Annotated in this window: 19 protein-coding genes; 7 read left to right on the top strand and 12 right to left on the bottom strand. The window is 55.6% G+C overall.

The features are described from left to right. Nucleotides 1-11: 11 nt before the first annotated feature. The 3 genes from AC4OVS_RS06995 to yfbV form a co-directional block, all read right to left on the bottom strand. Nucleotides 12-671, bottom strand: coding sequence for a sugar phosphatase (locus AC4OVS_RS06995; RefSeq protein WP_022648834.1), 660 nt, complete (start codon nucleotides 669-671; stop codon nucleotides 12-14). Between the two features lie 11 nt (nucleotides 672-682). Further along, nucleotides 683-1,177, bottom strand: coding sequence for a YfbU family protein (locus AC4OVS_RS06990; RefSeq protein WP_008502874.1), 495 nt, complete (start codon nucleotides 1,175-1,177; stop codon nucleotides 683-685). 92 nt (nucleotides 1,178-1,269) lie between these two features. Beyond that, nucleotides 1,270-1,725 (bottom strand): terminus macrodomain insulation protein YfbV, encoded by a 456-nt coding sequence (gene yfbV, locus AC4OVS_RS06985; protein WP_003861459.1) that lies wholly within the window; start codon nucleotides 1,723-1,725, stop codon nucleotides 1,270-1,272. A gap of 335 nt (nucleotides 1,726-2,060) precedes the next feature. Between yfbV and ackA the strand changes: the two genes are divergently transcribed. Both ackA and pta read left to right on the top strand, forming a co-directional pair. Then, nucleotides 2,061-3,263: an acetate kinase gene (gene ackA, locus AC4OVS_RS06980; RefSeq protein WP_022648835.1), complete on the top strand. Its 1,203-nt coding sequence runs from the start codon at nucleotides 2,061-2,063 to the stop codon at nucleotides 3,261-3,263. 75 nt (nucleotides 3,264-3,338) lie between these two features. Further along, complete coding sequence (gene pta, locus AC4OVS_RS06975) at nucleotides 3,339-5,480, top strand: phosphate acetyltransferase (protein ID WP_022648836.1); 2,142 nt, start codon at nucleotides 3,339-3,341, stop codon at nucleotides 5,478-5,480. A gap of 109 nt (nucleotides 5,481-5,589) precedes the next feature. On the opposite strand, the gene AC4OVS_RS06970 is transcribed toward pta, so the two are convergent. From AC4OVS_RS06970 to AC4OVS_RS06950, 5 genes are all read right to left on the bottom strand, one after another. After that, on the bottom strand, nucleotides 5,590-6,543 hold the full coding sequence (locus AC4OVS_RS06970; RefSeq protein WP_491922284.1) for a transketolase family protein: 954 nt from the start codon (nucleotides 6,541-6,543) through the stop codon (nucleotides 5,590-5,592). Next, nucleotides 6,536-7,366: a transketolase gene (locus AC4OVS_RS06965; RefSeq protein ID WP_023300630.1), complete on the bottom strand. Its 831-nt coding sequence runs from the start codon at nucleotides 7,364-7,366 to the stop codon at nucleotides 6,536-6,538. Before AC4OVS_RS06965 ends, AC4OVS_RS06970 begins: the two co-directional genes overlap by 8 nt. Next, nucleotides 7,363-8,754 carry a PTS ascorbate transporter subunit IIC gene (locus AC4OVS_RS06960; protein ID WP_017383437.1) on the bottom strand — a complete coding sequence of 464 codons (1,392 nt, stop codon included), beginning with the start codon at nucleotides 8,752-8,754 and terminating at the stop codon, nucleotides 7,363-7,365. The genes AC4OVS_RS06965 and AC4OVS_RS06960 overlap by 4 nt, the downstream gene beginning before the upstream one ends. Nucleotides 8,755-8,775: 21 nt before the next feature. Beyond that, nucleotides 8,776-9,048 carry a PTS sugar transporter subunit IIB gene (locus AC4OVS_RS06955; protein ID WP_003861447.1) on the bottom strand — a complete coding sequence of 91 codons (273 nt, stop codon included), beginning with the start codon at nucleotides 9,046-9,048 and terminating at the stop codon, nucleotides 8,776-8,778. 79 nt (nucleotides 9,049-9,127) lie between these two features. Then, complete coding sequence (locus AC4OVS_RS06950; protein WP_022648839.1) at nucleotides 9,128-9,571, bottom strand: PTS sugar transporter subunit IIA; 444 nt, start codon at nucleotides 9,569-9,571, stop codon at nucleotides 9,128-9,130. Nucleotides 9,572-9,807: 236 nt separating this feature from the next. Here AC4OVS_RS06950 and AC4OVS_RS06945 point away from each other — a divergent pair, with 236 nt between their 5' ends. After that, nucleotides 9,808-10,827: a LacI family DNA-binding transcriptional regulator gene (locus AC4OVS_RS06945; protein WP_017383439.1), complete on the top strand. Its 1,020-nt coding sequence runs from the start codon at nucleotides 9,808-9,810 to the stop codon at nucleotides 10,825-10,827. Nucleotides 10,828-10,830: 3 nt separating this feature from the next. Here the strand turns inward: AC4OVS_RS06945 and yfcD are convergent, their stop codons facing one another. From yfcD to yfcF, 3 genes are read right to left on the bottom strand one after another with little or no spacing between them, the layout of a single operon-like run. Next, the gene (gene yfcD, locus AC4OVS_RS06940) at nucleotides 10,831-11,397 is read right to left on the bottom strand and encodes an NUDIX hydrolase YfcD (RefSeq protein ID WP_006811396.1); all 567 of its coding nucleotides are present in this window, start codon (nucleotides 11,395-11,397) and stop codon (nucleotides 10,831-10,833) included. A gap of 55 nt (nucleotides 11,398-11,452) precedes the next feature. Next, nucleotides 11,453-12,004, bottom strand: coding sequence for a phosphodiesterase (gene yfcE, locus AC4OVS_RS06935; protein WP_395029649.1), 552 nt, complete (start codon nucleotides 12,002-12,004; stop codon nucleotides 11,453-11,455). 55 nt (nucleotides 12,005-12,059) lie between these two features. Beyond that, nucleotides 12,060-12,704, bottom strand: coding sequence for a glutathione transferase (gene yfcF, locus AC4OVS_RS06930; protein ID WP_180243031.1), 645 nt, complete (start codon nucleotides 12,702-12,704; stop codon nucleotides 12,060-12,062). Between the two features lie 140 nt (nucleotides 12,705-12,844). Here yfcF and yfcG point away from each other — a divergent pair, with 140 nt between their 5' ends. From yfcG to AC4OVS_RS06910, 4 genes are all read left to right on the top strand, one after another. Next, nucleotides 12,845-13,474, top strand: coding sequence for a GSH-dependent disulfide bond oxidoreductase (gene yfcG / locus AC4OVS_RS06925; protein WP_022648841.1), 630 nt, complete (start codon nucleotides 12,845-12,847; stop codon nucleotides 13,472-13,474). Nucleotides 13,475-13,549: 75 nt separating this feature from the next. Further along, nucleotides 13,550-13,918 carry a dihydroneopterin triphosphate 2'-epimerase gene (gene folX / locus AC4OVS_RS06920; RefSeq protein ID WP_003861432.1) on the top strand — a complete coding sequence of 123 codons (369 nt, stop codon included), beginning with the start codon at nucleotides 13,550-13,552 and terminating at the stop codon, nucleotides 13,916-13,918. 13 nt (nucleotides 13,919-13,931) lie between these two features. Further along, nucleotides 13,932-14,825 carry a TIGR01777 family oxidoreductase gene (locus AC4OVS_RS06915; protein WP_023300635.1) on the top strand — a complete coding sequence of 298 codons (894 nt, stop codon included), beginning with the start codon at nucleotides 13,932-13,934 and terminating at the stop codon, nucleotides 14,823-14,825. A gap of 44 nt (nucleotides 14,826-14,869) precedes the next feature. After that, complete coding sequence (locus tag AC4OVS_RS06910) at nucleotides 14,870-15,379, top strand: GNAT family N-acetyltransferase (protein ID WP_320684102.1); 510 nt, start codon at nucleotides 14,870-14,872, stop codon at nucleotides 15,377-15,379. A gap of 141 nt (nucleotides 15,380-15,520) precedes the next feature. Here the strand turns inward: AC4OVS_RS06910 and hisP are convergent, their stop codons facing one another. Continuing rightward, nucleotides 15,521-16,294 carry a histidine ABC transporter ATP-binding protein HisP gene (hisP, locus tag AC4OVS_RS06905; protein WP_003861426.1) on the bottom strand — a complete coding sequence of 258 codons (774 nt, stop codon included), beginning with the start codon at nucleotides 16,292-16,294 and terminating at the stop codon, nucleotides 15,521-15,523. Nucleotides 16,295-16,300: the final 6 nt, after the last annotated feature.

The following is a 16,300-nucleotide window of genomic DNA, read 5'->3' as shown; positions in this document are numbered from 1 at the left end:
ATATCATGGGATTACATTTTTAGCGAGACGGTTACAACGCCGTCTGATGCCTTCGAGACGTCGATGGCGGTCAGAGTATTAAGCACAAAATCCGCCTCCTCCAGCCGGGGGGACCCCGCCGGGACGTTAACGGCAATGACGTGGCTTCCGGCGTTCAGCCCGGCCAGCACGCCTGCCGCCGCGTCTTCCACCACCACGCACTCCGCTGGCGCAAGGCCGAGCAGTTCAGCGCCGAGCAGAAACGCATCCGGTTCGGGCTTGCCGCGCTTTACGCGCTCAGCGGTAATGAAGACGTCCGGCGTCGGTAAACCGGCCGCCTTATGGCGGGCATGCGCGACAGGAACCGAGCCGGAGGTGACGATAGCCCACGGGATCTGCGCTTCATTCAGATGCTCAAGCAATTCGCGCGCACCGGGCAGCGCGGTGATGCCCTCAGTGTCGGTAGCTTCAATCTGCTCCAGATATTTGAACTCCGCCTGAATCTCTTCCTCAGGACGTCCCGCCAGGAAGTGCCGCAATGAGGTAATGGCCTGTTTGCCATGGATGAAATTCAGTACATCCTGATGGTCAATGCCGTGCCTGTCGGCCCAATGACACCAGGAACGCTCCACTACCGGCAGCGAATCCACCAGCGTACCGTCCAGATCAAACAGAAAACCTTTACACTGCACACGCACCTCCGTCAGGCATTAATGATTTGTTGAATTTCGTTGCTGCTTAAATGGTACTGACGCGGACAGGCGTGCCACGCGCTCAGCATACGTTGATACTTATCCCACATTGGGGTCTGGGCGTTGAAGCCGTGCGTACCCGCATCAAAATGAGTGTAGCGCCCTTCGGTGTTCACCATAAAGCGCACATAGCTCAGATAGCGCGCTTCTGTCGCGGCATCAAAGCCCAGGAACGTTACGCGGCGCTCGTCAATGGACTGCTGGTCTTTCAGATTGGTCCAGGACACATGCAGTGCATGGTACATCTCCATGATGTCGATAACGATACGGCAGGTTTCCTCTTTCAGTTCGCCAAATTCGCGATCCAGTTCGCGCATCTGCAAGCCAAAACCACGTTCAACAATGGTTTGCAGGCGGCTGTAGCGCGCAGCGTTATCGGGATCAAGCATAGTCATCATCTTGTACTGGTTAGACAAAATCAGACGTTGAGCATGGGTCATTTCCATCTTTCGACTCCTGTAGCGCATTGCACTGTAAAAAAAAGACACGGTAACTGATTGTTACTGTGCCTTCTTTTGGTCGTCGTTTCGATGATCAATCACAAGTCATCGAGGAATGTTTTATCAAGCTGTTTAAACGCGCGCTTGAGGGTGTCCGCCAGCGCCTGATAATCCGGCTTGCCTTCAACCGGGGCGAGCGCCTGGCCGGCCTCCTCCAGTTTTCCACGCACTTCATAAAACCAGTGTAAAATAGAAGGCGGAAGTGGCGTGACGGAACGTTTACCTAACCACCACAATCCCTGCATCGGCAGGCTTAACGCAAAGAGCGCCGTCGCGACGGCAGGTCCAAGCTGTCCACCCAGCGCAATTTGCCAGCAAAGAGTAAAGACGGCGATCGGGGGCATAAAGCGAATCGCATAGCGCGTGGCGCGAATAGTGCGATTTTCAATAAACATGGGCGCGAGGCGCTTTTCCATCGGCCATGTCTTTGCGTAATGCTGTCCCCGACGAAACAGACTAAAAAAGTTCACGGACGGGATTTCAGGTGTTGACATGGCTGTACCTCAACTTCACATATAAAAATTAAAATTTTCGTGCAAAACCACAACAGGCTATGACAACGTTCAAAATATTTTGTCATCGCTACCCCGTATCGGGTATCCTGTGCCAGCCTGATAGGCCGTAGACGAGAAGCGTTAACTCGTCAAATTATCGCATATTATGCCATTGTCTGAAAAATGTTCAAAATGGCTTAAAATCATAGGTATTTCTTCCATCCTGCCAGAATGTTCGTTTGGCATGATGTTAATCATAAATGTCTGAGTCAGCATGCGTTACGCTTTAGACTCATTGACGTTTTTTTAGCCACGTATCAATTATAGGTACTTCCATGTCGAGTAAGTTAGTACTGGTTCTGAACTGCGGTAGCTCTTCACTGAAATTCGCCATCATCGATGCGCTCAACGGTGATGAGTACCTCTCTGGTTTGGCCGAATGTTTCCATCTGCCTGAAGCACGTATCAAGTGGAAGATGGACGGCAGCAAACAAGAAGCGGCTTTAGGTGCAGGCGCCGCTCACAGTGAAGCGCTGAACTTTATCGTTAACACTATTCTGGCACAAAAACCAGAACTGTCTGCTCAGCTGACTGCGATTGGTCACCGTATCGTCCACGGCGGCGAAAAATACACCAGCTCCGTGGTAATCGACGACTCTGTGATTCAGGGCATCAAAGACTCTGCGTCTTTCGCACCGCTGCATAACCCGGCTCACCTGATCGGTATCGCTGAAGCACTGAAATCCTTCCCGAATCTGAAAGATAAAAACGTGGCCGTGTTTGACACCGCGTTCCATCAGACCATGCCGGAAGAGTCTTACCTCTATGCCCTGCCATACAGCCTGTACAAAGAGCACGGCGTACGTCGCTACGGCGCACACGGCACCAGCCACTTCTATGTGACTCAGGAAGCCGCAAAAGTACTGAACAAGCCGGTTGAAGAAGTCAACATCATCACCTGCCACCTGGGCAACGGTGGTTCTGTTTCTGCTATCCGCAACGGTAAGTGTGTTGATACCTCTATGGGTCTGACCCCGCTGGAAGGTCTGGTGATGGGTACCCGTTCCGGTGATATCGACCCGGCGATCATCTTCCACCTGCACGACACCCTGGGCATGAGCGTTGACGACATCAACAAAATGCTGACCAAAGAGTCTGGCCTGCTGGGTCTGACCGAAGTCACCAGCGACTGCCGTTACGTTGAAGACAACTACGCAGAAAAAGCTGACGCTAAACGTGCAATGGACGTTTATTGCCACCGTCTGGCGAAGTACATCGGTTCTTACACCGCGCTGATGGACGGTCGTCTGGACGCGGTTATCTTCACCGGCGGCATCGGTGAGAACGCGGCAATGGTACGTGAGCTGTCCCTGGGCAAACTGGGCGTACTGGGCTTCGAAGTCGATCACGAGCGTAACCTGGCTGCCCGCTTCGGCAAGTCTGGCTTCATCAACAAAGAAGGCACCCGCCCGGCTATCGTTATCCCAACTAACGAAGAGCTGGTCATCGCGCAAGACGCGTGCCGCCTGACTGCCTGATTCCACACCGCCAGCAATGCTGGCGGTGCTGTTTTGTAGCCCGCCCAACGCGGCGGTAACGAAAGAGGATAAACCGTGTCCCGTACTATTATGCTGATCCCTACCGGAACCAGCGTCGGCCTGACCAGCGTCAGCCTCGGCGTGATCCGCGCTATGGAACGCAAAGGCGTTCGTCTGAGCGTCTTTAAGCCTATCGCCCAGCCACGTGCCGGTGGCGATGCGCCAGACCAGACCACCTCCATCGTTCGTAAGAACTCCAATCTGCCAGCGGCTGAACCGCTGAAGATGAGCCACGTTGAATCTCTGCTCTCCAGCAACCAGAAAGACGTGCTGATGGAAGAGATCATCGCCAACTACCACGCAAACGCGCAGGACGCTGAAGTGGTGCTGGTTGAAGGCCTGGTCCCGACCCGTAAACACCAGTTTGCCCAGTCTCTGAACTTTGAAATCGCGAAAACCCTGAACGCAGAGATTGTTTTCGTGATGTCTCAGGGCACTGACACCCCAGAGCAGCTGAAAGAGCGTATCGAACTGACGCGCAGCAGCTTCGGCGGTGCGAAAAACACCAGCATCACCGGCGTGATTGTTAACAAGCTGAACGCGCCAGTAGATGAGCAGGGCCGTACGCGTCCTGACCTGTCCGAAATCTTCGACGACTCTTCCAAAGCGAAAGTCATCAAAGTTGACCCGGCTAAGCTGCAGGATTCCAGCCCACTGCCGGTGCTGGGTGCGGTGCCATGGAGCTTCGATCTGATTGCCACCCGTGCAATCGATATGGCGCGTCACCTGAATGCCACCATCGTTAACGAAGGCGATATCAACACCCGCCGCGTGAAGTCCGTGACCTTCTGCGCGCGCAGCATTCCGCACATGCTGGAACACTTCCGCGCAGGTTCCCTGCTGGTGACCTCTGCTGACCGTCCAGACGTGCTGGTTGCAGCGTGCCTGGCTGCGATGAACGGCGTGGAAATCGGTGCGATCCTGCTGACCGGTGCCTACGAGATGGACCCGCGCGTCAGCAAGCTGTGCGAACGTGCGTTCGCCACTGGCCTGCCAGTATTCATGGTGAACACCAACACCTGGCAGACCTCCCTGAGCCTGCAAAGCTTCAACCTCGAAGTGCCGGTTGATGACCACGAGCGTATCGAGAAAGTTCAGGAATACGTTGCGGGCTACATCAACGCAGACTGGATCGAATCCCTGACGGCGACGTCCGAGCGCAGCCGTCGTCTGTCTCCTCCAGCCTTCCGTTACCAGCTGACCGAGCTGGCGCGTAAAGCGGGCAAACGCGTGGTTCTGCCAGAAGGTGACGAACCACGTACCGTTAAAGCGGCGGCCATCTGTGCAGAGCGCGGTATCGCGACCTGTGTGCTGCTGGGTAACCCGGATGAGATCAACCGCGTTGCGGCGTCTCAGGGCGTTGAGCTGGGCGCTGGCATTGAGATCGTTGACCCGGAAGTGGTTCGCGAAAGCTACGTTGCCCGCCTGGTTGAGCTGCGTAAGAACAAGGGCATGACCGAAGCCGTTGCGCGCGAGCAGCTGGAAGACAACGTCGTGCTGGGTACGCTGATGCTGGAGCAGGACGAAGTTGACGGCCTGGTTTCCGGTGCGGTTCACACCACCGCGAACACCATCCGTCCACCGTTGCAGCTGATCAAAACCGCACCGGGCAGCTCTCTGGTCTCCTCCGTGTTCTTCATGCTGCTGCCTGAACAGGTTTACGTTTACGGCGACTGCGCGATCAACCCGGACCCAACCGCAGAGCAACTGGCAGAAATCGCTATCCAGTCTGCGGACTCCGCGACTGCCTTCGGTATCGAACCGCGCGTCGCGATGCTCTCCTACTCCACCGGTACCTCTGGTGCAGGCAGCGACGTAGAGAAAGTCCGTGAAGCGACCCGCATTGCGCAGGAAAAACGTCCGGATCTGATGATCGACGGCCCGCTCCAGTACGATGCCGCGGTAATGGCTGACGTTGCGAAATCTAAAGCGCCTAACTCGCCGGTTGCAGGTCGCGCTACCGTGTTCATCTTCCCGGATCTGAACACCGGTAACACCACCTATAAAGCGGTACAGCGTTCAGCAGACCTGATCTCCATCGGGCCAATGCTGCAAGGTATGCGCAAGCCTGTGAACGACCTGTCTCGTGGTGCGCTGGTTGACGATATCGTCTACACCATCGCGCTGACGGCGATCCAGTCTTCGCAGCAGCAGTAAGCTAAAAAGCCCGGTGGCGCTAGCGCTTACCGGGCCCAGGGTTTTGTAGGCCGGATAAGCGAAGCGCCATCCGGCAAAAAAGGCGACCATTCAACGGTCGCCTTTTTTATTACAGCAACTCTCGTGCCGCCGACACAATGTCATGTGCCGTCAGGCCATACTCCTTCTGCAGGAAGTCCTGCGTGCCTACCTGACCGTAACGCTCCTTCACCCCAACCCGCCGCATCGGCACCGGACAGGTTTCCACCAGCACTTCCGCCACCGCCGACCCCAGCCCGTTGTGAATGCTGTGGTTTTCGCAGGTCACAATACGCCTGGTTTTCTCGGCATAATTTTTCACCAGCATCCGATCGATGGGCTTCAGGGTAAACATGTCGATGACCGCTGCGCTTACCCCCTCCTGCTCCAGCTGGCGCGCCGCCTCCAGCGCTTCCGCCACCATAATGCCGTTAGCAATCAGGGTAATATCGGTTCCCTCGCGCAGCACGTTGCCCTTGCCGATGGTGAAGGTTGACCCCGGGACATAGACGCTCGGCGCCTGTTTACGGATGGTCCGCACCCAGTAGAAGCCTTCCAGGTCGATAAGCTGACGCAGCACATCTTCGAACATCACCGCATCGGTCACCTCCAGCACTACTGAATGCGCCAGACCGCGCACGATGCCCATATCCTCAAACGACATATGCGTCCCGCCGTTGTGGCAGGCCGACACGCCCGCATCCGAGGCAATCACCTTCACATTATTGCACTGGTAGTCCAGGGACATAAACAGCTGGTCGAAGCAGCGACGGCTGGCAAAGGCGGTAAAGGTATGGACGAACGGCTTACGTCCGGTGAGCGACAGCCCGGCGGCCGTCCCAATCACGTTAGCCTCCATAATGCCGCAGTTGATGACGTGCTGTGGATAATCACGCGCTACGCCGTCCATCGCCATCGAGCTCATCAGATCCGCTTCGAGCGCAATAATCTCGCTCCCGGCCTCAATCTGTTTTGCCACAAAACCCGCATAGACCTTACGCATCTCAACGGCATCTTTCTGTACTGTCGGTGCAACCTTAATCATGTGAAGCCTCCAGTTGGCGAATCGTCTCGTTGAGCGCCGCTTTGCTCTCCTCAGTTAATCGCAGGTGATGCGAGTTGCTGAGCTGTTCCAGGTATGGCACCCCCTGCCCTTTGATGCTGTCGAGGATCACAACCCGCGGACGCGCATCGGTCGCAGGGATCGGCGCGGTCACCTCCAGCAGCGCCGGAATGTCGTCCCCTTTCACCGTCACCACGTCAAAACCAAAGGCCCGGAATTTGCCTTCCAGATCGAAGGCGCTGATGATTTCGTCCAGCTCGCCGTCGAGCTGCTGTTTGTTCCAGTCCACGAACACCGTCAGATTGTTCAGTCGATGGTGAGCAATAAACTGGAAGGCTTCCCAGCACTGCCCTTCGTTCAGCTCCCCGTCGCCAACGATGCAAAACACCCGGTTTGGCCTTTCTGCCAGCTTGTGCGACAGCGCCATGCCGCCTGCAATGGAGATCCCCTGCCCCAGCGATCCGGTGGTGGCATCCACGCCGCGTGTTTTCAGGCGATCCGGGTGGCTTGGCAGACGCGTTCCGTTCTGGTTTAGCGTGCTCAGCTCTTCAATCGGGAAGTAGCCCTTAATCGCCAGCGTGCTGTACAGCGCCGGGCCCGCATGTCCCTTCGACAGCACAAAGTAATCGCGCTCTGGCCAGTCCGGATCGGCCGGGTCAATTTTCATTACCGCGCCGTACAGAACGGCCAGTGTTTCAACGACTGACATGCTGCCGCCGTAGTGACCAAAACCCAGCTGCGTCAGGGATTTCAGCGTCTCAAGGCGGATCTGACGCGCCAGTTCGGTTATTTCATTTTCATTCATGATTTGGCTCCGGGGTTTTCCTGCGCGTTACCGCTGGCAGGTTTGTTTTTAGCGAAGACGTTGTAGGCCACCAGCAGCGCAAACAACACAACAACCAGTCCGGTGATGGCAAGCGGCGACAGGAAGCGCGCCAGGTTGCCGAGCACAATCCCGACGGCGCCAAAGTCGGCGTCCGAGAAGGTCGTATTCGCAAAGCCAATCGCGCCCAGAACAGGCAGCAGCAGGACCGGCAGGAAGGTGATCAGCAGGCCGTTAGCAAAGGCGCCAATCATCGCCCCACGACGTCCGCCGGTGGCGTTCCCAAACACGCCCGCCGTTGCACCGGTGAAGAAATGCGGCACGACGCCCGGCAGGATCAGCACCCAGCTAAACTGACCGCAGATGAACAAGCCTACAATCCCGCCGAGGAAGCTGAACAGGAAGCCAATCAGCACCGCGTTTGGCGCATACGGGTAGACCACCGGGCAGTCCAGCGCAGGCCGCGCATTGGGCACCAGTTTTTCCGAGAAGCCGGTAAAGGCCGGGACAATTTCCGCCAGAATCAGGCGCACGCCCTGCAAGATGATAAACACGCCTGCCGCGAAGGTGATGGCCATAATGATGGCGTACACCAGGTAGTTCTGGCCGCCGCTGAAGGTGGCCTCCACGTACTCACGCCCGGCGCTCACCGCCATAATCAGGTAGATAATCATCATGGTCAGTGAGATGGAGATCGAACTGTCGCGCAGGAAGCTGAGGTTCTTCGGCAGGTTCATCTCTTCGGTGGAGCGCGAGCCTTTACCGACCTTGCTGCCAATCCAGCCGGACAGCACGTAGCCCAGCGTGCCGAAATGACCGAAGGCAATCTCATCGTTGCCGGTAATACGCTTCATATAGCGCTGCGCAATCGCCGGGAAGAAGGCCATAATCAGGCCGAGGATCAACGAACCGGTGAAGACCAGCCCTACCCCTTCGAAGCCTGCGACCGTCAGGATCACGCCAATCATGCACGCCATGTAGAAGGTGTGATGCCCGGTCAGGAAGATGTACTTCAGGCGGGTAAAGCGCGCGACAATAATATTCGCCACCATCCCGAAAGCCATAATGAGCGCGGTGGAGGCACCATATTTTTCCAGGGCAATTGACACAATAGCTTCATTGTTGGGAATAATGCCCTGAATATTAAAGGCGTGCTCAAACATACCACCGAGCGGATTTAAAGAGCCCACCAGCACGGTTGCGCCGCCGCCCAGTACAATAAAGCCGAGAATGGTTTTAATTGTGCCTTTTACCACATCTGAAAAGGCTTTTTTCTGCGCCACCAGACCAATCAGGGCAATTAACCCGACCAGGACTGAAGGGACTTTTAAAATATCAACAACGAAATTCAGCGTTTCAAGGATAAACATATCCACCTCGCCTTTTCAGGATTATTGTCTTTCGAACCAGGCGCGCAGCTGCGCTTCGAGTTCATTGATATCGATAATATTGTTGATCACCACCAGCTGGCTTTCCGGCACGCTGGCGCTGGCGGCAATGTCTTTCGCCATCACAAACAGGTCCGCCGCGCCAGGCGTGGCCGAGGAGAGATCGGAGTGTTCAACCTCTGCCTCAATTTCCAGTTTTTTGAGCACCTTTTTAATATTCATTTCGACCATAAAACTGCTGCCCAGGCCGGAGCCGCAAATAGCCATAATTTTCATTGTTATCCCCTTTTTTGAGTAGAGTACGCCCCATCACGCTGACGCGTAATGTTGAGATGAATCGGATTAAATAATTAAATCAGAAGCGATTGATGACGGTTTTTATCTCCTCCAGCGTATTCGCCCGATGTAATTCAGCCATATCTTCGTCGCTGGAAAATAATTCTGCTAAGGCAGAGATCATTTCGATATGGCTATGTTTGTCCGGCGCCGCCAGCATCACAATCACATCGACGGGGTCAAACTCACCAGCACCAAATGAGACGCCCTGTTTCAGTTTTAATAATGACAGGCCAAGTCCTTTCGCCCCTTCTTCCGGTCGCGCATGTGGCATTGCCAGCCCAGGAGCCAGCACATAGTAGGGACCTAACCTGTGATGCTGCTCAATGATAGCCGTGACATATTCCGGCGCAATGACCTGCAAATCCAGCAGCGGTTTCGCGCACAGTTCCAGCGCCTGGGGCCAGCTTTCAACGCTATCCTGTAGGATGATGGTTGTATCATATATCCACTTTTTGAGCATTTTTCACTCCCGCTAAAGACCAGACATGGGCAAACTCTATTCAACCCATCAATTAATGACTGCGATCGCGATCACAAAGATAGCGCTACCAACGACCAACATGCAGAACTGTGATAGCGCTATCAAATTGCTATCCTGGTGCGAAATCACAGCAAAAAAAGGGATTTAAGGCGTATACTGCCTGTCACGTAAAATGAAGGATGAAACTAAATCGCGTCCTGTCAGCAGGAAGATGTATGTCTTTAACCCGAAAACGGCGCAGTACCGGAAAAGTAACGCTCGCGGATGTCGCGCAGCTTGCCGGCGTAGGCACGATGACTGTTTCCCGTGCCCTCCGCACGCCCGAACAGGTTTCCGATAAACTGCGTGAAAAAATTGAAGCCGCGGTGCAGGAGCTGGGTTACATGCCCAATCTTGCCGCCAGCGCACTGGCATCGGCATCGTCATGGACGATTGCGATGGTAGTACCCAATCTTTCCGAAGCTGGCTGTTCCGAGATGTTCGCCGGGCTACAGCAGGTGCTCCAGCCAGCCGGATATCAGATTATGCTGGCGGAATCTCAGCATCGTCTTGAACAGGAAGAGAAACTGCTTGAAACGCTGCTGGCCTCGAACATCGCCGCGGCGATACTGCTCAGCGTCGAGCACTCCGATACCGTGCGACACTGGCTAAAAAACGCCTCTATCCCGGTGATGGAAATGGGTGCAATGCGTGCCGATCCTATTGATATGAATATCGGGATTGATAACGTCGCCGCCATGTATGAACTTACCGAAATGGTGATTCAGCGCGGCTACCAGAATATCGGCCTGCTGTGCGCTAACCAGGAGCAGTGGATTTTTCAGCAGCATTTGCAGGGCTGGTACAAGGCGATGCTGCGCCACCACCTGTCGCCAAACAGAGTGATTAATGCCGCCATGCCGCCGAACTTCTCCACCGGTGCGGCACAATTGCCAGAGTTTCTGCTGGCGTGGCCGGAGCTGGATGCGCTGGTGTGCGTATCAGATGAACTGGCCTGCGGCGCGCTATATGAGTGCCAGCGTCGGCGCATCAAGGTGCCGGACGATTTAGCGGTCGTGGGCTTTGGCGACAGCGACGTCAGCCGCGTCTGTCAGCCGCCGCTGACGACGATGGCAGTACCGCATCGCAAGATTGGGATTGAAGCCGGGAAAGCGTTACTGGAACGTCTGAATGACGGAGACTGGCGCGACCATAAACCCATCGCGTCCAGCCTGTGTCTGCGGGAAAGCTGTTAAGGCTTACTCAGCCTCTTCCTCTTTTTCCGCCTTATTTTCCGGTTTAGCGGATTCGTTTTTGGCGTTGCGGGTCATCCACAGCGCCAGTGCTTTAAGGGAATCCGGCGTGAATTCGTCGCAACGCGCGGTGATCTCTTCCGGCGTCATCCAGCACACTTCGCTCACTTCCTCTTCCTGCAAGGCGAAAGGTCCGTGGGAAACGCAGCTAAACAGCCCGCCCCAGACGCGACAATGCTCATCTTCGAAATAAAACTGTCCGTGCTCGGCAAACGGCACGCCAGCGATACCTAACTCTTCTTCCGCTTCACGACGCGCGGAATCCAGCAATACTTCATCGGCCTGCACGACGCCACCCGCTGTGGCATCCAGCATACCAGGAAGAAAATCTTTGGTGTCGGTGCGACGCTGGACCAGAATCTTGCCCATGCCGTCATGAACAACGATGTAAGTCGCGCGGTGACGCAGACGCTCCGCACGCATTTGTTCGCGGCTGGCCTGCGCGATCACTTCATTCTCTTCGCTGACAATGTCAACCCACTCAGTACTTGCCAAATGATTCTGCTCCACCATCGGGAAACCTTCTCGTCTAAGCGCTCTTTCGGCGCGTTTGCAGTTGTGGTGTAACTTACGGATTAATCGCTATCTGCGCAATAACTTGCTGATCATTAAGTGCGATAACGCTTAATGTCCCGTCTTCATACATGCCGTAGCTTGCCGGGTTACCGCCTTTAGGAATGCTGACAGACCCGGGGTTAAAGTGGTAAAACGCCCCGCGTTTTTCCGCCACCGGAATATGAGTATGACCATAAACCAGGACATCGCCAGCGGCGAGTGACGGCAGGTTATCCGGGCCGAACAGGTGCCCGTGGGTCAGGAACAAACGGCTGTTTTCCATCAACACTTGTTGCCAGGGAGCGGTGATGGGAAATTGCAGCAGCATCTGGTCAACTTCGCTGTCGCAGTTGCCGCGAACGGCGATAATGCGCGAGGCAAAAAGATTAAGTTTTTCCGCCACCTGCGCGGGAGCATAGCCTTCCGGCAACGCATTGCGTGGGCCGTGGTTTAACACATCGCCTAGGATCACCAGCCATTGCGCCCCGCTTTGGACGAACAGAGAAAGCACGCGTTCGGTCGCGGGCAGCGATCCATGAATATCCGACGCAAACATCAGTTTCATCAGTTACTCCTCGGGAATACAGACTGCCCTATCATACCTCAAGCGCCCCGTCTTATCAGCCCGCGCGCTTAGCAGAGAGTGCCAGATAGCGCTGTACCGACGCGCGTTGCCACTGGAAGGTGGCGTAATCCACCAGCAGCTGTGGGACGTCATCGCCGTTGAGGATCAGGCGATTGAGCATCAGCGCCAGATCGGTGTCGGCAATACACCACTCGCCAAACAGGTTTGGGTTACCCTGTGACAGCAGCGATGACGCGGTATCAATCAGCTTCCGGGCGCTGGATAAGCCTTCCTCGCTGAGGGCGGGCTTTTTGACGCCAGCGAACACCACGTCCGTGGAGCGTTCTGTGCGAATCGGCACCAGGTCGCTACGCAGCCACGCCTGGATCTGGCGGACGCGGGCGCGCTTTTGCAGATCGTGAGGATAGATGCGTTCCCACTCTGGTGGGGCAAAGCGGTCTTCAAGGTACTCGTCAATCGCTGAGGATTCACTCAACTCAAAACCGTCAATCTCCAGCACAGGGACACGGCGGGTGAGCGCGTAGCCCTGCCACTGAGGCTTCAGATGTTCGCCGCTGTCCAGGTCAACGGTTTTCAGACTAAAAGTTAGCCCCTTTTCTGCCAGCGCCACATAAACGCTCATGACATAAGGAGAAAAAAAGTTCGCATCGGACCACAACGTTATTACAGGCTGGCTCATAACATCCTCATCGGCTGATCGGTTTTCACTCAACATATAATCTCTTTGCCTCGCTGTCACTTGATGAAAACTCACGATTTACAACAAGCACCTATACTGATTTTTCATGGCAACACTATTCGCACTGACAGGAGTTGAGAATGATAGATCTCTATTATGCCCCCACCCCTAATGGCCATAAGATCACCCTCTTTCTTGAAGAAGCCGAACTGGACTACCGGATCATTCGCGTGGATATCAGCAAAGGCGATCAGTTCCGCCCCGTTTTTCTGGCCATCTCGCCCAACAATAAAATTCCGGCCATCATTGATAACCTGCCTTCTGACGGGGGCAAACCGTTAAGCCTGTTTGAGTCCGGAGAGATTTTGCTTTATTTGGCAGAGAAAACCGGCAAGCTCCTGAGCGGGGAGTTGCGCGAGCGTCATCACACGCTGCAATGGTTATTCTGGCAGTCGAGCGGCCTGGGGCCGATGCTGGGGCAGAATCATCACTTTACCGCCTATGCGCCGCAGACGATCCCTTACGCCATTGAGCGATATCAGGTCGAAACCCAGCGCCTGTACGGGGTACTGAACCGTCGGCTGGAAAAATCACCATGGCTGGGAGGTGAGCATTACAGCATCGCAGATATCGCCTGCTGGCCGTGGATCAACACCCATGAACGCCACCGGATCGACCTGGCCACTTATCCGGCGGTGAACAACTGGTTTGAGCGCATCCGGACCCGCCCGGCAACCGAACGCGCCATGCAAAAAATCCATCAGATTTGAGCCTGTGCCCCGTTGGGTGCAGGTGTTCTCCTCATGTATGATGAGGTAAAAATACTGACACGGAGAAGACCTGCAATGTCCCAGCATGACGCTATTATTCGTATAAAAAACCTACGCTTACGCACATTCATTGGTATCAAAGAGGAGGAGATCGCGAATCGCCAGGATATCGTGGTGAATGTAGTGATCCATTACCCGGCAGACAAGGCGCGCGCCAGCGAAGACATCAATGACGCGCTGAACTATCGCACGATCACCAAAAGCATCATCCAGTACGTTGAGAACAACCGTTTTGCGCTACTGGAAAAATTAACTCAGGATGTGCTCGACATCGCACGCGAACACCACTGGGTCACTTATGCTGAAGTGGAGATCGATAAACTTCACGCCCTGCGCTACGCCGACTCCGTCTCCATGACGTTAAGCTGGCAGCGCCAGGCGTAAACCTGGAGGTTGTATGAAGATCCTGCTCACCGGCGGTACGGGGCTGATTGGTCGCCATCTCATTCCACGTTTGCAGGCGTTGCATCACGACATTACCGTGGTCACGCGCAGCCCGGAGAAAGCGCGCCAGGTGCTGGGCACCGGCGTTGAGATCTGGAAAGGCCTGGCGGAACGGCAGGATCTGAACGGCTTTGACGCCGTCATCAACCTCGCAGGCGAGCCTATCGCTGATAAACGCTGGACCGAAGAGCAAAAACAGCGTTTATGCAGCAGCCGCTGGAACATGACCGAAAGGCTGGTTGAGCTGATTCGTAACAGCGAGATGCCGCCCTCGGTGCTGATTTCCGGCTCTGCAACAGGCTACTATGGCGATCTTGGTGAAGTGGTGGTGACCGAAGAAGAGCCGCCGCACAACGAGTTTACCCATAAACTCTGCGCCCAGTGGGAGCGTATCGCCTGCGGGGCGCAGAGCGATAACACCCGCGTCTGCCTGCTGCGCACCGGCGTGGTGCTTGCTCCGAAAGGCGGTATTCTCGGTAAAATGTTGCCGCCGTTTAAAATGGGGCTTGGCGGGCCCATCGGCAACGGTCGTCAGTATCTGGCGTGGATCCATATCGACGATATGGTCAACGGTATTCTCTGGCTGCTGGATAACGACCTGCGCGGGCCGTTTAACATGGTATCTCCCTACCCCGTACGTAATGAACAGTTTGCTCACGCCCTGGGTCATGCCCTGCATCGCCCGGCGGTACTGCGCGTGCCTGCGACGGCGATTCGGCTGTTGATGGGCGAATCTTCTGTGCTGGTGCTGGGCGGCCAGCGCGCGCTGCCAAAACGGCTGGAAGCGGCCGGATTTACGTTCCGCTGGTATGACCTGGAAGAGGCGCTGGGGGATGTGGTGCAGTGAATATGTTAGAGTTATACGCCATCTCTGGATGATATGGCGTAACTATGGCAACCATCACCACAACCCGGCTTCACCTCACCCCTTTCGAACCTTCTGACTGGGCGTTCTTTCGCTCTCTGCGCGAAGACCCCAACATCATGCGCTATATGGCCGCTATCATGCCTGAAAAAGAGACGCGCCGCGTATTTGCCGCGCGCCTGATGGCGGAGCATGTCTTTGTGATCCGTCTGCATAACGACGTTACGCCGCTCGGGGATATCGGCCTGCAAATCAGTGCGGCGAACCGTGAAGAGGCGGACATTGGCTACACGGTTGTGCCTGCCGCGCAGGGAAAAGGCATTGCCAGCGAGGCGCTGCGGGCGGTGTGTGAGTATGCATTTAACCAGACGGGCGTGAAGGCGATAAACGCGTACGTGCTTGCGGATAACGTTGGGTCGGTGCGGGTTCTTGAGAAAGCAGGTTTTGTGCGCACGCAGGTACTGGAGAAGGCGTACGAGATTAACGGCGTACGGTATGACGACTGGGTGTATCGGCTGGAGTGTGGTGCGGTCTGAATGCCGGGCGACACTGCGTTTGCCCGGCCTACGGTTTTTGTAGGCCCGGTAAGCGAAGCGCCACCGGGCGATTGGGCGGCTCTGCGGCCTGATGCCCTCACCCCGGCCCTCTCCCACAGGGAGAGGGAGAAAGGCGAAAGATTACTTCAACGAGCCTTTCAGGAACTGCTGCAAACGCGGGCTTTGCGGGTTCGCCAGCACTTCGTCCGGATGCCCCTGCTCCTCAATCTTGCCCTGATGCAGGAAGATAACGTGGTTAGAAACGTTACGGGCAAAGCCCATCTCGTGCGTCACCACCACCATCGTTTTGCCCTCTTCCGCCAGCTTCTGCATGATGCGCAGCACTTCGCCAACGAGTTCAGGATCCAGCGCGGAAGTCGGTTCGTCAAACAGTAATACTTCCGGCTCCATCGCCAGCGCGCGGGCGATGGAAACACGCTGCTGCTGTCCCCCTGACAGGTGCACCGGATATTTGATCTGCTGCCGCTCGTCGATACCCACTTTCGCCAGGTATTTGACCGCACGCTCGCGGGCTTCCTGCTTGCTTAAGCCGAGCACCTGAACCGGCGCTTCCATCACGTTCTCCAGCACCGTCATGTGGCTCCAGAGATTGAAGTGCTGGAATACCATGGTCAGGCGCGTACGCAGCAGGCGCAGCTGATTTTTATCCGCCACTTTAAGCTGACCGTCTTTATCACGGACCATGTTGATGTTCTGTCCGCTCACCACAATCGATCCTTCGCTCGGCTTTTCGAGGAAGTTGATGCAGCGCAGGAAGGTACTTTTACCCGAACCTGATGAGCCGATAATACTGATCACGTCGCCCGCGTTAGCCTCCAGCGACACCCCTTTCAGCACTTCATGTTCGCCGTAGCGCTTGTGCAAATCAATTACGTTTAATTTGTTCTCAGCCATCATAAA

Source organism: Enterobacter sp. 4974935, from assembly GCF_058661735.1.
The sequence above is the reverse complement of the archived record's forward strand: the minus strand, read 5'-3'. Positions and strand labels throughout refer to the sequence as shown.

What these genes read in the sequence shown, in the direction of transcription:
- AC4OVS_RS06915 (WP_023300635.1), top strand. Translation starts at nt 13,932, where the DNA reads ATGAAGATCCTGCTCACCGGCGGTACGGGGCTGATTGGTCGCCATCTC.
- hisP (WP_003861426.1), bottom strand. Translation starts at nt 16,294, where the DNA reads ATGGCTGAGAACAAATTAAACGTAATTGATTTGCACAAGCGCTACGGC.
- AC4OVS_RS06945 (WP_017383439.1), top strand. Translation starts at nt 9,808, where the DNA reads ATGTCTTTAACCCGAAAACGGCGCAGTACCGGAAAAGTAACGCTCGCG.
- AC4OVS_RS06960 (WP_017383437.1), bottom strand. Translation starts at nt 8,754, where the DNA reads ATGTTTATCCTTGAAACGCTGAATTTCGTTGTTGATATTTTAAAAGTC.
- yfcD (WP_006811396.1), bottom strand. Translation starts at nt 11,397, where the DNA reads ATGGTGGAGCAGAATCATTTGGCAAGTACTGAGTGGGTTGACATTGTC.
- yfbV (WP_003861459.1), bottom strand. Translation starts at nt 1,725, where the DNA reads ATGTCAACACCTGAAATCCCGTCCGTGAACTTTTTTAGTCTGTTTCGT.
- AC4OVS_RS06910 (WP_320684102.1), top strand. Translation starts at nt 14,870, where the DNA reads ATGGCAACCATCACCACAACCCGGCTTCACCTCACCCCTTTCGAACCT.
- AC4OVS_RS06965 (WP_023300630.1), bottom strand. Translation starts at nt 7,366, where the DNA reads ATGAATGAAAATGAAATAACCGAACTGGCGCGTCAGATCCGCCTTGAG.
- folX (WP_003861432.1), top strand. Translation starts at nt 13,550, where the DNA reads ATGTCCCAGCATGACGCTATTATTCGTATAAAAAACCTACGCTTACGC.
- AC4OVS_RS06950 (WP_022648839.1), bottom strand. Translation starts at nt 9,571, where the DNA reads ATGCTCAAAAAGTGGATATATGATACAACCATCATCCTACAGGATAGC.
- yfcG (WP_022648841.1), top strand. Translation starts at nt 12,845, where the DNA reads ATGATAGATCTCTATTATGCCCCCACCCCTAATGGCCATAAGATCACC.
- yfcE (WP_395029649.1), bottom strand. Translation starts at nt 12,004, where the DNA reads ATGAAACTGATGTTTGCGTCGGATATTCATGGATCGCTGCCCGCGACC.
- ackA (WP_022648835.1), top strand. Translation starts at nt 2,061, where the DNA reads ATGTCGAGTAAGTTAGTACTGGTTCTGAACTGCGGTAGCTCTTCACTG.
- AC4OVS_RS06990 (WP_008502874.1), bottom strand. Translation starts at nt 1,177, where the DNA reads ATGGAAATGACCCATGCTCAACGTCTGATTTTGTCTAACCAGTACAAG.
- AC4OVS_RS06970 (WP_491922284.1), bottom strand. Translation starts at nt 6,543, where the DNA reads ATGATTAAGGTTGCACCGACAGTACAGAAAGATGCCGTTGAGATGCGT.
- yfcF (WP_180243031.1), bottom strand. Translation starts at nt 12,704, where the DNA reads ATGAGCCAGCCTGTAATAACGTTGTGGTCCGATGCGAACTTTTTTTCT.
- AC4OVS_RS06955 (WP_003861447.1), bottom strand. Translation starts at nt 9,048, where the DNA reads ATGAAAATTATGGCTATTTGCGGCTCCGGCCTGGGCAGCAGTTTTATG.